At 71.4% G+C, this 13,379-nt stretch carries 10 protein-coding genes; 4 read left to right on the top strand and 6 right to left on the bottom strand.

Annotation, left to right across the window (positions count from 1 at the left end):
* Positions 1–7 precede the first annotated feature (7 nt).
* On the top strand, positions 8–1,300 hold the full coding sequence (locus tag G3I78_RS02825; RefSeq protein ID WP_164421101.1) for a lanthionine synthetase LanC family protein: 1,293 nt from the start codon (positions 8–10) through the stop codon (positions 1,298–1,300).
* Here G3I78_RS02825 and G3I78_RS02820 read toward each other — a convergent pair.
* The 5 genes from G3I78_RS02820 to G3I78_RS02800 all read right to left on the bottom strand — a co-directional run bounded on the left by G3I78_RS02820 (position 1,252) and on the right by G3I78_RS02800 (position 7,900).
* Entirely contained in the window at positions 1,252–2,409 is a 1,158-nt protein-coding gene (locus G3I78_RS02820) for an XdhC/CoxI family protein (protein WP_164421100.1), read from the bottom strand. The two genes, G3I78_RS02825 and G3I78_RS02820, sit on opposite strands and share 49 nt — an antisense overlap.
* Positions 2,410–2,454: 45 nt before the next feature.
* Positions 2,455–3,912 carry an NCS2 family permease gene (locus G3I78_RS02815; RefSeq protein WP_164421099.1) on the bottom strand — a complete coding sequence of 486 codons (1,458 nt, stop codon included), beginning with the start codon at positions 3,910–3,912 and terminating at the stop codon, positions 2,455–2,457.
* Positions 3,913–4,083: 171 nt separating this feature from the next.
* Positions 4,084–6,471 (bottom strand): molybdopterin cofactor-binding domain-containing protein, encoded by a 2,388-nt coding sequence (locus G3I78_RS02810; protein ID WP_164421098.1) that lies wholly within the window; start codon positions 6,469–6,471, stop codon positions 4,084–4,086.
* 2 nt (positions 6,472–6,473) lie between these two features.
* Positions 6,474–7,010 (bottom strand): (2Fe-2S)-binding protein, encoded by a 537-nt coding sequence (locus G3I78_RS02805; RefSeq protein ID WP_164421097.1) that lies wholly within the window; start codon positions 7,008–7,010, stop codon positions 6,474–6,476.
* Positions 7,010–7,900 carry a xanthine dehydrogenase family protein subunit M gene (locus G3I78_RS02800; RefSeq protein WP_164421096.1) on the bottom strand — a complete coding sequence of 297 codons (891 nt, stop codon included), beginning with the start codon at positions 7,898–7,900 and terminating at the stop codon, positions 7,010–7,012. The genes G3I78_RS02805 and G3I78_RS02800 overlap by 1 nt, the downstream gene beginning before the upstream one ends.
* A gap of 343 nt (positions 7,901–8,243) precedes the next feature.
* On the opposite strand from G3I78_RS02800, the gene G3I78_RS02795 reads away from it, so the two are divergent.
* Both G3I78_RS02795 and G3I78_RS02790 read left to right on the top strand, forming a co-directional pair.
* Positions 8,244–9,917: a PucR family transcriptional regulator ligand-binding domain-containing protein gene (locus G3I78_RS02795; RefSeq protein WP_164421095.1), complete on the top strand. Its 1,674-nt coding sequence runs from the start codon at positions 8,244–8,246 to the stop codon at positions 9,915–9,917.
* 127 nt (positions 9,918–10,044) lie between these two features.
* Entirely contained in the window at positions 10,045–10,818 is a 774-nt protein-coding gene (locus tag G3I78_RS02790; RefSeq protein ID WP_164421094.1) for a hypothetical protein, read from the top strand.
* A 494-nt stretch (positions 10,819–11,312) separates the two neighbouring features.
* Here the strand turns inward: G3I78_RS02790 and G3I78_RS02785 are convergent, their stop codons facing one another.
* Entirely contained in the window at positions 11,313–12,176 is an 864-nt protein-coding gene (locus G3I78_RS02785) for a GntR family transcriptional regulator (RefSeq protein ID WP_164421093.1), read from the bottom strand.
* A 113-nt stretch (positions 12,177–12,289) separates the two neighbouring features.
* Between G3I78_RS02785 and G3I78_RS02780 the strand changes: the two genes are divergently transcribed.
* Complete coding sequence (locus G3I78_RS02780; RefSeq protein ID WP_164421092.1) at positions 12,290–13,171, top strand: (2Fe-2S)-binding protein; 882 nt, start codon at positions 12,290–12,292, stop codon at positions 13,169–13,171.
* Positions 13,172–13,379: the final 208 nt, after the last annotated feature.

The raw sequence follows: 13,379 nt of genomic DNA, 5'->3' as shown, positions 1-13,379 counted from the left end.
GGGCGCCATGACGGCAGTTGACGGTACGACGGTGCGGGTGGACGAGGTCGAGCAGCTCGCGGTGGACGGGCTGCGGTGGCTGGTGGCCGAGGCCGGGGAGACGCCGGACGGGGGCCTCTCCTGGTCGTCGTCCCCCTCGAACCCGACCCTCTACAGCGGCACGGCGGGCATCGTCCCCGTACTGCTGGAGGCCTGGCGGCACTTCGGCGACGACTCCTACGCCGACCTGGCGCTGCGCGCGGGCCGCAGCGTGGCGGCCGCCGTCGACGACCACGAGGACGACTCCCTGTACTTCGGCCGCGCCGGCATGGCGCTCGCCCTGCGGGCCCTGCACGACGAGTTGGGCGACACCGCCTGCCGTACGGCGTCCGACCGCGCCCTGGCCCTCGTACGCGCGCACTTCGACGGCGAGCGCTGGGGCGAGCTGTTCGAGCTGATGGGCGGCAACGGCGGGATCGGTCTGGCGGCCCTGGCCTGCGGTGACCCGGAGTTCGCCGTCCTCGCGGTGGAGCCGTACCTACGGGCGGCGGAGCCCACCCCGACGGGTGTCACGTGGCCGCACCGCCCCGGCACGGACGCCCGTATGCACCACATGTCGCACGGCACCCTCGGCATCGCCTACTCCCTCGCCCGGATCGGCCACGCGACCGGCCGGGCGGACCTGGTCGGGACGGCGCTGGCCGGGGTCGGGGACGTCGTGGCCCGTGACGAGGACGGCCCGGACGGCTTCCTGGTCCGCCACTCCACCCCGCAGTTCCGCCCGGACGTGATCGACCCGATCAGCTACGGCTGGTGCCACGGTCCGACCGGCGACGCCCAGCTCTTCCGCCTGCTGCGCGACACCCAGGGCGACCCGTCCTGGTCCGCCCTCGCCGACCGCTGCTGGCACACCGTCACCCACTCCGGCCTCCCCCGCCGCCGGCACCCCGGCTTCTGGGACAACAACGGCCGCTGCTGCGGCACCGCCGGGGTCCTCGCCCTGGCCTGCGACCGCCTCGCCGAAGGCCGGGACGCCCACGACTTCGCGACCCTGCTCGTCACCGACCTCACCACCCGGGCGACCCACGACAGCACGGGAGCCCGCTGGTCCAACACCGAACACCGCGCCACCCCGAGCGACCTGGCACCCCGCCCGGACTGGGCACAGGGCAACGCGGGCATCGTGCGCGAACTGCTGCGGTTCGTGCGGGTGAGCCGGGGTGGGGAGACGGGGTACGCGTTCAGCTGGCCGGACCAGCCGCCGGTGTCGGCTCAGGCCACCGAGCCGATCCGCCGGGCCGGTACCGCCGCCCCGTCATGATGGATCGGCGTATGCGCCCCGGCGAGTGACACCCCGCTCCCGCCCCGCCGGTTCGCGACGATCTCCGCGCCGATCGACAGGGCCGTCTCCTCCGGTGTGCGGGCGCCGAGGTCGAGGCCGATCGGGGACCGGAGGCGGGTCAACTCCAGTTCGGTGACGCCTACTTGGCGGAGGCGGTCGTTGCGGTCGAGGTGGGTTCGGCGGGAGCCCATGGCGCCGATGTAGGCGACCGGGAGCTTGAGGGCGAGGCGCAGGAGGGGGACGTCGAACTTGGCGTCGTGGGTGAGGACGCACAGGACGGTGCGGGGGTCCACCTCGGTGCGCTCCAGGTACTTGTGGGGCCACTCGACGACGATCTCGTCGGCGTCCGGGAAGCGGGCCCGCGTCGCGAACACCGGGCGGGCGTCGCACACCGTGACCCGGTAGCCGAGGAACTTGCCGACGCGTACCAGTGCCGAGGCGAAGTCGATCGCGCCGAAGACGATCATCCGGGGCGGGGGGACGGAGGACTCCACCAGGACCGTGAGGGGGGCTTCGCAGCGGGAGCCCTGTTCGCCGATCTCCAGGGTGCCGGTGCGGCCGGCGTCGAGGACGGCGGCGGCCTCCGCGGCGACCGTGCGGTCCAGTTCGGGATGGGCGCCGAAGCCGCCGTCGTACGCCGGGCCGTCCTCGGGACGTACGACGAGCGCGCGGCCGACGAGTTCGCGCGGGCCGGAGACGATCCGGGCCAGCGCCGCCGCCCGGCCCTTCACGGCGGCTTCGAGGGCGGCCGTGACGACCGGGCGGACGGGGTCGCAGGACCGGACCGGGGTGACGAGGATGTCGATGACTCCGCCGCAGGTCAGACCGACCGCGAAGGCGTCGTCGTCGCTGTAGCCGAAGCGTTCGAGGATCGACTCGCCGTCCTCCAGGGCCTGCCCGCACAGTTCGTACACCGCGCCCTCCACACAGCCGCCGGAGACCGAGCCGATCGCCGTGCCGTCGGCGGCCACCGCGAGGGCGGCGCCGGGCTGGCGGGGCGCGCTGCCGCCGACGGCCACCACGGTGGCCACGGCGAAGTCACGTCCCTGCTCGACCCACCGGTGCAGCTCTTCGGCGATGTCCAGCATCTCGGTCTCCTTAACAGCGGTTGCGTACAGGGGAGTTGGGGGCTGCTAGTGCACGCCCATCCAGCTCTCGATGGGGTTGAGGGCGAAGTAGACGACGAAGATCACCGTCAGGGCCCACATGAACGCCCCGATCTCGCGGGCCTTGCCCTGGGCGGTCTTGATCGCGACGTACGAGATGACGCCCGCGGCGACACCCGCCGTGATCGAGTAGGTGAACGGCATGATCACGACGGTCAGGAAGACCGGGATCGCGGTGGCGCGGTCGGCCCAGTCGACATGGCGGGCGTTCATCATCATCATGGCGCCGATCACCACCAGGGCGGCGGCCGCGACCGCGCCGGGCACGATCGCCGTGAGCGGGGTGAAGAAGAGACAGGCCGCGAAGAACAGGCCGGTGACGACGGAGGACAGCCCCGTGCGGGCTCCTTCGCCGACACCCGTCGCCGACTCGACGAAGACGGTCTGGCCTGAGGCTCCCGCCACTCCGCCGATCGCACCGCCCGCGCCGTCGATGAACAGCGCCTTGGACAGGCCCGGCATCCGGCCCTGCGCGTCGGCGAGCTTGGCCTCGGTGCCGACGCCGATGATGGTGGCCATCGCGTCGAAGAACCCGGCGAGCACCAGCGTGAACACGATCATGCCGACCGTCATCGCGCCGACCTGGCCCCAGCCGCCGAACTCCACCTTCCCGAAGATCGAGAAGTCCGGCATCGACACCGCGCTGCCGTGCAGTTCAGGGGCTCCGCTCGCCCACTGCTTGGGGGCGATGGCGCCAACGGCGTTGAGCACTACGGCGAGTACGGTCCCGCCGACGATCCCGATCAGGATCGCGCCGGGCACTCCACGGGCCTGGAGCATGAAGATGGCGAGCAGGGTGACGGCGAACAACAGGACGGGCCAGCCCGCGAGTTCACCCGTCGGGCCGAGGGTGACCGGGGTCGCCTTGCCCTGGTGGACGAAGCCGGCCTTGTAGAAGCCGATCAGGGCGACGAACAGGCCGATGCCCATGGTGATCGCGTGCTTGAGGGCCAGCGGAATGGCGTTCATGATCATCTCGCGCAGGCCGGTGACGACCAGCAGCATGATGACCACGCCGTACATCACGCACATGCCCATGGCCTGCGGCCAGGTCATCGCGGGCGCGACCTGCGAGGACAGCACTCCGGATACGGAGAGGCCGGCGGCGAGCGCGAGGGGCACCTTGCCGAAGAAGCCCATCAGCAGCGTGGTGAAGGCCGCCGCGAAGGCCGTCGCGGTGATCAGCGCCTTCTGGCCGAGGGTGTCGCCCGCCACGTCCTTGCCGGACAGGATCAGGGGGTTGAGCAGGAGGATGTACGCCATCGCCATGAAGGTCGTGGTGCCGCCGCGCACTTCGCGGGCGACGGTCGACCCTCGCTGGGAGATGTGGAAGTACCGGTCGAGCCAGGACCGTCCGGCCGGGACGCGGGTGCCTTCTCCCGCGTCTTCGGCGACGGTCTCCGGCTCCAGTGACTGCTGGGTCATGTGGGCCTACTCCCAAGGTTCACAGGGGCCCCCGTCAACCGCCTCTGCGGCTGCGGGATTTGGGAAACTGCTTCGGCCGCACGACCCGGGGGACGGCCCGAGACGAACGAACTGGGCACTCCGGGCGGCGCGGCGAAGTGTGACGTTCCCGGCGCCGCCCGGAGAGTCTTGCTACGCCTGGCCCGTGAGGTGTTCGGGCCTGACCGGCGTCCTGTCCAGCTCCAGCCCCGTCGCGTTGCGGATCGCCGCGAGCACAGCGGGAGTCGAGGACAGCGTGGGTGCCTCGCCGATGCCACGGAGCCCGTACGGCGCGTGGTCGTCGGCGAGTTCGAGCACGTCGACGGGGATGGTCGGCGTGTCGAGGATGGTGGGGATCAGGTAGTCCGTGAAGGACGGGTTCCTGACCTTGGCGGTCTTCGGGTCGACGATGATCTCCTCCATCACCGCGACGCCGAGACCCTGGATGGTGCCGCCCTGGATCTGGCCGATGACGGACAGCGGGTTGAGCGCCTTGCCGACGTCCTGGGCGCAGGCCAGCTCGATCACCTTGACCAGGCCGAGCTCGGTGTCGACCTCGACGACCGCGCGGTGGGCGGCGAAGGAGTACTGGACATGTCCGAAGCCCTGTCCGGTGCGCAGGTCGAAGGCCTCGGTGGGCCGGTGCCGCCACTCCGCCTCGACCTCGACGGACTCGTTCTCCAGCACGTCGACCAGATCCGCGAGGACCTCGCCGCCGTCGGTGACGACCTTGCCGCCCTCCAGGAGCAGCTCGGCGGTGGCCCAAGCGGGGTGGTACGAACCGAACTTGCGGCGCCCGATCTCCAGGACCTTCTCCCGGACCAGCTCGCAGGAGTTCTTGACGGCGCCGCCGGTGACGTACGTCTGCCGGGAGGCCGAGGTCGAACCGGCCGAGCCCACCTGGGTGTCCGCCGGGTGGATGGTCACCTGGGCGACGCCGAGTTCGGTGCGGGCGATCTGGGCGTGCACGGTGACCCCGCCCTGCCCGACCTCCGCCATGGCGGTGTGCACGGTGGCGACGGGTTCACCGCCGACCACCTCCATGCGCACCTTGGCGGTGGAGTAGTCGTCGAACCCCTCGGAGAAACCGACGTTCTTGATGCCGACCGCGTAGCCCACGCCCCGCACCACGCCTTCGCCATGAGTGGTGTTGGACAGACCGCCCGGCAGCTGTCGTACGTCCGCGGCCTCGCCGGCGGAGAGCCACTGCTGCTCCGGAGGAAGAGGCATCGCCTTGACGCGGCGCAGGAGTTCGGCGACGGGGGCGGGCGAATCCACCGGCTGCCCCGTCGGCATGATGGTCCCCTGCTCCATGGCGTTGAGCTGCCGGAACTCCACCCGGTCCATGCCCACCGCGTCGGCGAGCTTGTCCATCTGGGCCTCGTAGGCGAAGCAGGCCTGGACCGCGCCGAAGCCGCGCATCGCGCCGCAGGGCGGGTTGTTGGTGTAGAGGGCGATGGCCTCGATGTCGACGTCGTCGACGACGTACGGCCCGATGGACAGCGAGGAGGCGTTGCCGACCACGGCCGGGGAGGCGGAGGCGTACGCGCCCCCGTCGAGGACGATCCGGCACTTCACATGCGTCAACTTGCCGTCACGCGTGGCCCCGTGCTCGTAGTACAGCTTGGCCGGGTGCCGGTGGACGTGTCCGAAGAAGGACTCGAACCGGTTGTAGACGATCTTGACGGGCTTCCCCGTCCGCATCGCCAGCAAGCAGGCGTGGATCTGCATCGACAGGTCCTCGCGACCGCCGAAGGCCCCGCCGACACCGGACAGCGTCATACGGACCTTGCGCTCGGGCAGCCCGAGCACGGGCGCGATCTGCCGGAGGTCGGAGTGCAACCACTGGGTGGCGATGTACAGATGGACACCGCCGTCCTCGTCCGGCACCGCGAGTCCCGACTCGGGGCCGAGGAAGGCCTGGTCCTGCATGCCGAAGGTGTACTCGCCCTTGACGACGAAGTCGGCCCGCTCGGCGGCCTGTCGGGCGTCGCCACGGACGATCGGCTGGCGGTGGACGATGTTCGGGTGCGGGACGTGCCCGATGTGGTGGTCGTCGCGGCCCTCGTGGACGAGGATCGCGTCCGGGGCGGTCGCGGAGGCCTCGTCGGTGATGACGGGCAGTTCCCGGTACTCGACCTTGATCTTGGCGGCGGCGCGACGAGCGGTCTCGGGATGGTCGGCGGCGACGATGGCGACCGGCTCGCCATGGTGGCGGACCTTGCCGTGGGCGAGGACCGGGGTGTCCTGGATCTCCAGGCCGTAGTTCTTCACCTCGGTCGGCAGGTCGTCGTACGTCATGACGGCGTACACGCCCGGCATGGCGAGGGCCTCACTCGTGTCGATGGACACGATCTCGGCGTGCGCGACGGTCGAGCGGAGGATCTGCCCCCAGAGCATGTCCTCGTGCCACATGTCGGACGAGTACGCGAACTCGCCGGTGACCTTGAGGGTGCCGTCCGGGCGGAGCGTGGACTCGCCGATGCCGCCCTTGGTCTGGGAACCCTGGTTGATCTTCGTGGGAGCGCCTTTGGCGGGCATGCTCAGACCCCCTCGGACTGCCGGGCGGCCGCGAGGCGGACCGCGTCCATGATCTTCTCGTAGCCCGTGCAGCGGCACAGGTTGCCCGACAGCGCCTCACGGATGTCCGCGTCGCTCGGGTTGGGGGTGCGCTCCAGCATCTCGTCGGCGGCGACCAGCAGCCCCGGTGTGCAGAAGCCGCACTGGACGGCACCAGCGTCGATGAACGCCTGCTGGATCGGGGAGAGCTCGGCGCCCTCGCCGGTCTGGGAGTCCTGGCCCTCGGGAGCCGGATGCCCACACGCACGCTGCTTGGCGTAGTCGGCGAGCCCCTCGACGGTGACGACCTCGCGCCCCTCGACCTGCCCGGCCGCGACGAGGCACGAGCACACCGGAACACCGTCGAGCCGGACCGTGCAGGACCCGCACTCACCCTGCTCGCAGGCGTTCTTGGACCCCGGCAGCCCGAGCCGCTCCCTCAGCACGTACAGCAGGGACTCGCCCTCCCAGACGTCGTCGGCTTCCTGCGGACGACCGTTGACAGTGAAGTTGACGCGCATTACGCAGCTCCCTCCGTGGCGCGGCGGGTACCGCGGTACGACTCCCAGGTCCAGGTCAGCGTGCGGCGGGCCATGATGCCGACCGCGTGGCGGCGGTAGCTCGCCGTGCCGCGGACGTCGTCGATCGGGTTGCAGGACGCGGCGCACAGGTCCGCGAACTGCTTGACGGCCGAAGGGGTGATGATCTTGCCGTTCTCCCAGAACCCGCCCTCGTCCAGCGCGGCGTTCAGGAACTCCTCGGCGGCCTTGGCCCGCACGGGCGTGGGGGCAGCGGAGCCGATCCCGGTCCGCACGGTCCGCGTCTCGGGATGCAGCGCGAGCCCGAAGGCGCACACGGCGATGACCATGGCGTTGCGGGTGCCGACCTTGGAGTACTGCTGAGGCCCGTCGGCCTTCTTCACGTGAACGGCGCGGATGAGTTCGTCGGCGGCCAGCGCGTTGCGCTTCACGCCGGTGTAGAACTCGTCGATCGGGATGAGACGCGATCCCCGTACGGACTCCACCTCGACCTCGGCGCCCGCCGCAAGGAGCGCGGGGTGGGCGTCTCCGGCCGGGGAGGCGGTGCCGAGGTTGCCGCCGACGCCGCCGCGGTTGCGGATCTGCGGGGAGGCCACGGTGTGCGAGGCGAGGGCCAGGCCCGGCAGCTCGCCGCGCAGGTGCTCCATGATCCCGGTGTACGGCACGGACGCGCCGAGCCGCACGGAGTCCTGGCCCACCTCCCACTCGGTGAGCTCGGTGATCCGGTTGAGGTCGAGCAGGTACTCGGGCCGCCGGTGGTCGAAGTTGATCTCGACCATCACATCGGTGCCGCCCGCGATGGGCACAGCGGTGGGGTGCTCAGCCTTGGCGGCGAGCGCCTCCTCCCAGCTGGCGGGGCGAAGGAAGTCCATGACCGGCTCTCTTCTACGTCTCGTGATCGTTCGGATCGAGCCAGATCGTGTGCGGCGGGCCCGGCTCGTTCATGTGCTGTTTACGTGGAGTGGAGCCAGTACACAGCGGTGTACTCCGACGGGGTCAGTCACGGAAACCATGAAGGAGTTGGCTGGTCGGCGCCCTCATCTTGTAGATTCGTATGAACGGAGGTCACCGGTAACCTCCATGCTTTCCTGCGGAAACGTGCGCCACAGGCCACGTGACCTGCGACACAGCCCCGGAGACGGCAGAAGCCGCTCCCCCCTCCACCGGACCCCCTCCCCATCGTAGATTTCGAGACAAAGATCGGCGGCGACGAGAATGCGGCTGCGCGCACTGCTGGACACCGACGCGCTGGGCCTGCGGCTGCTCGGCGGCGAGGACGAACTGGATCGCACCGTGCGCGGGGTGATGACCACGGACCTGCGCGACCCCAGCCGCTATCTCTCGGGCGGGGAACTGGTCCTGACAGGCCTCGCCTGGCGCCGGGACGCGGCCGACTCGGAGCCGTTCGTACGACTCCTCGTGCAGGCCGGAGTGGTCGCGCTGGCGGCCGGCGAGGCCGAGCTGGGTGACGTCCCGGACGACCTCGCGGTGGCCTGTGCCCGCCACCGCCTCCCCCTGTTCGCCGTGCACGAGTCGGTGGCGTTCGCGACGATCACCGAGCATGTCGTACGGCAGGTCTCGGGCGAGCGCGCGGGTGACCTGGCGGCCGTGGTGGACCGGCACCGGCGCATGATGACGTCGGGCCCGGCGGGCGGCGGCCCGGACGTGGTCCTGGACCTCCTGGGCTCCGACCTGGACCTGCGCGCCTGGGTCATGTCCCCCACGGGCCGCCTGATCGCGGGGCCGAAGGCGGCGGGCCCCGGCCTCCCGGCGGACACCTGCGCGAAGCTCGCGGCGGAGCACCTGGCGGCGGCCCGCACCGGCCGCCGGGGCCCGCACAGAGTCACGCTCGGCCCGTCGACGTACTCCCTGTTCCCGGTCCGCAGCAGCGGCCGCTCCCCCCAGGCCTCGCGGGACGTCCGCGAGACGGTCCTGTCGGACTGGCTGCTCGCGGTGGAGGCGGACGCGGGCGACTGGCCGGAGGAGCGCCTGGACCTCCTCCAGGGCGTCACCCAGCTGATCTCGGTGGAACGCGACCGCAGGGACGCGGCCCGCACGGTCCGCCGCCGCCTGGCCCAGGAGGTCCTGGAACTGGTCCAAACGGGAGCCGCCCCCGCCGAGATCGCGGCCCGCCTGCGCGTCGCGGCCCCGGTCCTCCTCCCCGGCCTCGGAGCGGCCCCGCACTGGCAGGTGGTCGTGGCGCGGGTCGAATGGCAGGACGCCGACCTGGAGGGCGGCCCGGTGGCCCAGTCCCTGCTGGAGGAGATCCTGGTGGACCCCGCGGCCATGGGCCCGGAGCCCTCCGACCGCATAGCGGTGGCCCACACCGGCGACGAGGCGATCGCCCTGGTGCCCCTCCCCGCGGTCGCCGCGGAACACGACGGCTCGGAGACGGGCATCCTGGCGGACGCCCTCCTGGAGTCTGTCCGCGACCCCCTCTCCGCGGGCCTGGACGACGACGGCAGGGTCACCCTGGGCGTCAGCGCGTCGGTCCACTCGGCGGAGGGCCTGCGCGGCGCCCTGGAGGAGGCGAGGCACGCCCGCAGGGTGGCGGCGGCCCGCCCGGGACGGGTCTGCGCGGCGGGCCACCAGGAACTGGCGTCCCACGTCCTGCTGCTCCCCTTCGTCCCCGACGACGTACGACGAGCCTTCACCGCCCGTCTCCTCGACCCGCTCCGCGAGTACGACCGCCGCCACCGCGCCGAACTCATCCCCACCCTGGAGGCCTTCCTGGACTGCGACGGCTCCTGGACCCGCTGCGCCACCCGCCTCCACCTGCACGTCAACACGCTGCGCTACCGCGTCGGCCGCATCGAGCAGTTGACGAGCCGTGACCTGTCACGCCTTGAGGACAAGCTGGATTTCTTCCTGGCACTGCGGATGAGCTGAAACCTGTGAGCCGTCGGGCCCCCACGACTTTGTGAATTCCTTCACCCACCCCCTTGGCCGGGCCCGCGGATTCATGCTGAACTGCGCCCACCACTCATAGCTCGATGGCGCGCTCGGGGAGGGCAATGTGGCGGATACCGCCATGTCTGGTAACGGAACGACCGCCGGTGACGATCCACTCCAGACCGCGGTATGGCGGCTGCGCTCAAGGGCCTGCTGGGCCGACGCGGCCGCCCTGCTCCAACCGGTCACGGCACAGGCGGCGCTCCAACGCACGGCACTGCTGGTGGAGCGCTGTCTCTACACCGAACAGGGCTGGCCCGAGGCCGAGGACGCCCTGCGCACCGCGGAGGCGCTGGCCCACAGCGACGACGAGCGGGGGGCGGCCGCTTGTGAACGCGGGCACCTTGCGTACGCGGCGACGCTGCACGGGGTCCGCGACCGTGCGGACGAGGCGCGGGCGGCACTGGGCCGGGCCGCGGCCCTGATCCCTCCCGGAGCCGAGGGCAGAGCCCTCCTCGACTTCCGCCGCGGCCTCCTGGCGGAGAACCTCGCCCACTCCCCCCAGTCGGCCCGAGCCGCCTACCGCCGAGCCCACGCCGGCGCCACGGCCCAGTCCGACCCCCTGCTCCTCTCCTTCACCTGGCGCCACCTCGCCGGACTCGCCCTGCGCGACGGCGAGTTGACCGAAGCCCGCCACGGTTTCGCCGAATCCCTCCGCATCCGCGAGGAGTTGGGCTACCTCGTAGGAACAGCCCCGGCCCTGGCCTCCCTCGCCGACGCGGAATCAGAACCCGAGGCATCCCGACTCCGCGAGGAGGCGCGCCGGCTGTACCGATTGCTGGGCGGCGTACCGACGTGGCTGGCCCGCCAGTTGACTCCACCGGCTGCGAGTGCGTGAGCTGTTCGCCTAGGGGGGTGCCAGGTTCGGTTGTGTTGCGGGTGCGGGTGAGTTGTGGCTTGTCGCGCAGTTCCCCGCGGGCAGCTGCGCTGGGCTTGAGCCGGGCGCCTATGAGGGTGCCTCGTGGTGTGGTCTGGCGGGTGCGGGTCCGTCGTGGCTTGTCGCGCAGTTCCCCGCGCCCCTGGGGGGTTGCACCTGACGCGCGCCACCACGGGCCGTTGGCCGCGGACGGTGCGCAGGGGACGGGGTGGGGGGTGTCCGCCCGCAGCGGCCGGCGTCCATAACCGAGCACCTCTTTGAGTGACCGAGCCGCCGGACCGAGGACGGATACCCCCCACCCCGGCCCCGACCCACAACGCACCAGCACGCGCTACACAAGCCCCCACCGGGGCCGAGCGGGCCGCCGCAGGCATCTCAGGGGCGCGGGGAACTGCGCAAAACGCCCGCCCCCACCGAACCCGCAGACGACACCCGCACCCGCAGACACCCACCCCTCACCCCACCGACGCAAAATGCTCCCCCACCAACCCCCGCACCACATCCAGATCCCGAGCGATCAACGCGTCCAACAACGCCGTATGCTCCGCCGCATCCGCAACAAGATCCACCCGCCCCCGAACCCCCACCCCACCCTCCAACGGCCACTGCGACCGCCGATGCAGATCCTCCGCCACCTGCACCAACTGCTCGTTCCCCGACAGCATCAGCACACCGCGATGAAACGCCCGATCGCACTCCGCGTAACTCGCCCGGCACCCCGCGGACGCCGCCCGCACCGTCGCCTCGGCCAGCGGTCGCAACTCCGCCCACCGCTCCACCGCCACCGTCCGAGCCAGCCGCAACACCACCGGCACCTCGATCAACGCCCGCACCTCGGACAGCTCGGCCAACTCACGAGCCCCCCGCTCCACCACCCGGAACCCCCGGTTGGGAACGACCTCCACCGCCCCCTCCAGCGCGAGCTGCTGCATGGCCTCCCGCACCGGCGTGGCCGACACCCCGAACCGCTCCCCGAGCGCGGGCGCCGAGTACACCTCACCGGGCCTCAACTCCCCAGCCACCAGAGCCGTACGAAGCGCGTCGAGAATCTGCCCCCGCACGGAGGCCCGCTGCACGACGGGCCGAGGAATGGGCACCTCACTGTGGGTGTGCTCCCCCCGAACCCCAACCCCAACCCCACCCGACACATCACCCAGCCCCCGAGACACACCAGGCACCCCAGAAGCCCCGGACACTCCAGACACCCCGGCCACAGCCGAACGCACCTGCGCCGGCACCCGAACCTCCCCCACCCCGGCGGAGCCCTGCGCACCCTGCTTCACGGGTCCTCCTCCGGACGTGTCGGTACTTGGGGTCATTACGACGGGTTGTTACTCACCCGTCAAGCACCTTAGGCGCAGAACGCCTCAGTTCAAATCCCGAGGAGATTGGGTAAGGTAAGCCTTACCTCCAACCGAATCGGTGGCCCCGCATGCCCATACCGCTGCCCGCCCCCCGTTCCGCCCCGACCCCGGCACCCGGTTCCCCCGTCGCCCCCGCCTACGCGGACCTGACGAAAGCCCTCCCCGCCCTCACGGTCACGGAACTGGACAGCGCCGTAGAGCTCCCGGCGACCGACGGCTGGGTCACCGCGGCGGCGCTCGCGGCGGGCGGCACCGCGATGGACACGTTCCTCGCCTGGGACGACGAGCAGGTACTGCGGGACAACGGCAGGCAGGGCCGCCCGGACGTCATCGCCAGCTTCGGACTGCACCGCTACGCCTGGCCGGCCTGTCTCCTCTTCACGGCACCGTGGTTCCTGCACCGCAGGGTCCCCCGCCTCCCCGTGACGCACGTCTCGTACGACCGCACCCGGGGCCCCATGAACTTCGCGGTGCACCCGACCACCTTCGCCTGCCTCCCGGACGACCCCGCGGCGGCGCACCCCGACGCCCGCCCGGTCCCCGACGAGGAGGCCCTGCGCGCCGAGCTCCGGGAGGCGGTGGCCGAGCACATGGAGCCGCTGCTCGCCTCCTTCGGCCCGCGCATGCGCCGTCGCGGCAGGGCCCTGTGGGGCATGATCACGGACGAGGTGGTCGAGGGGCTCTGGTACGTCGCCGAACTCCTCGGCGAGCACGAGAAGCGCCGCGCCGAGCACGCGCTGGACCTCCTGCTGCCGGGCACGACGAAGCCGTACGTCGGCTCCCCGGCGTTCCGGGTCCTCCGGGGACCGAGCGGTGAACCGCTGCCCACCCGGGACCGGATCAGCTGCTGCATGTACTACACGCTGGACCCGGACGACACCTGCCCCTCCTGCCCGCGCACCTGCGACAGCGTCAGGATCGCCAAGCTCACGGCGGCCGCCGCCAGTTGAGTCCCTGTCAGGGGGACCCCCGCGACAGGGCCCGCCGCCGGGTCCCGTAAGATCAACGCCGACTGGGACGCCCGTACGGTTACAGGTAATTCACAACTTCCTCACTCGACGCAGGAACTTTCCGTGGAACCACCCGTACGGGTAGTCTTATTCGAACTCAACTCCCGCCCCTCAAGCGGCAGTTCGAGCAAAACGCTGCCCTGGGCAA

It is taken from the genome of Streptomyces sp. SID13726 (assembly GCF_010548375.1).
In the GTDB taxonomy this organism is placed as follows: domain Bacteria; phylum Actinomycetota; class Actinomycetes; order Streptomycetales; family Streptomycetaceae; genus Streptomyces.
Note: the sequence above shows the minus strand (reverse complement) of the source record. Positions and strands in the feature narration are given on the sequence as shown.

Bases quoted from the DNA above. Each gene is read 5' to 3' on its own strand.
- G3I78_RS02825 (WP_164421101.1), top strand. From the start codon at position 8: ATGACGGCAGTTGACGGTACGACGGTGCGGGTGGACGAGGTCGAGCAG.
- G3I78_RS02820 (WP_164421100.1), bottom strand. From the start codon at position 2,409: ATGCTGGACATCGCCGAAGAGCTGCACCGGTGGGTCGAGCAGGGACGT.
- G3I78_RS02815 (WP_164421099.1), bottom strand. From the start codon at position 3,912: ATGACCCAGCAGTCACTGGAGCCGGAGACCGTCGCCGAAGACGCGGGA.
- G3I78_RS02810 (WP_164421098.1), bottom strand. From the start codon at position 6,471: ATGCCCGCCAAAGGCGCTCCCACGAAGATCAACCAGGGTTCCCAGACC.
- G3I78_RS02805 (WP_164421097.1), bottom strand. From the start codon at position 7,010: ATGCGCGTCAACTTCACTGTCAACGGTCGTCCGCAGGAAGCCGACGAC.
- G3I78_RS02800 (WP_164421096.1), bottom strand. From the start codon at position 7,900: ATGGACTTCCTTCGCCCCGCCAGCTGGGAGGAGGCGCTCGCCGCCAAG.
- G3I78_RS02795 (WP_164421095.1), top strand. From the start codon at position 8,244: ATGCGGCTGCGCGCACTGCTGGACACCGACGCGCTGGGCCTGCGGCTG.
- G3I78_RS02785 (WP_164421093.1), bottom strand. From the start codon at position 12,176: ATGACCCCAAGTACCGACACGTCCGGAGGAGGACCCGTGAAGCAGGGT.
- G3I78_RS02780 (WP_164421092.1), top strand. From the start codon at position 12,290: ATGCCCATACCGCTGCCCGCCCCCCGTTCCGCCCCGACCCCGGCACCC.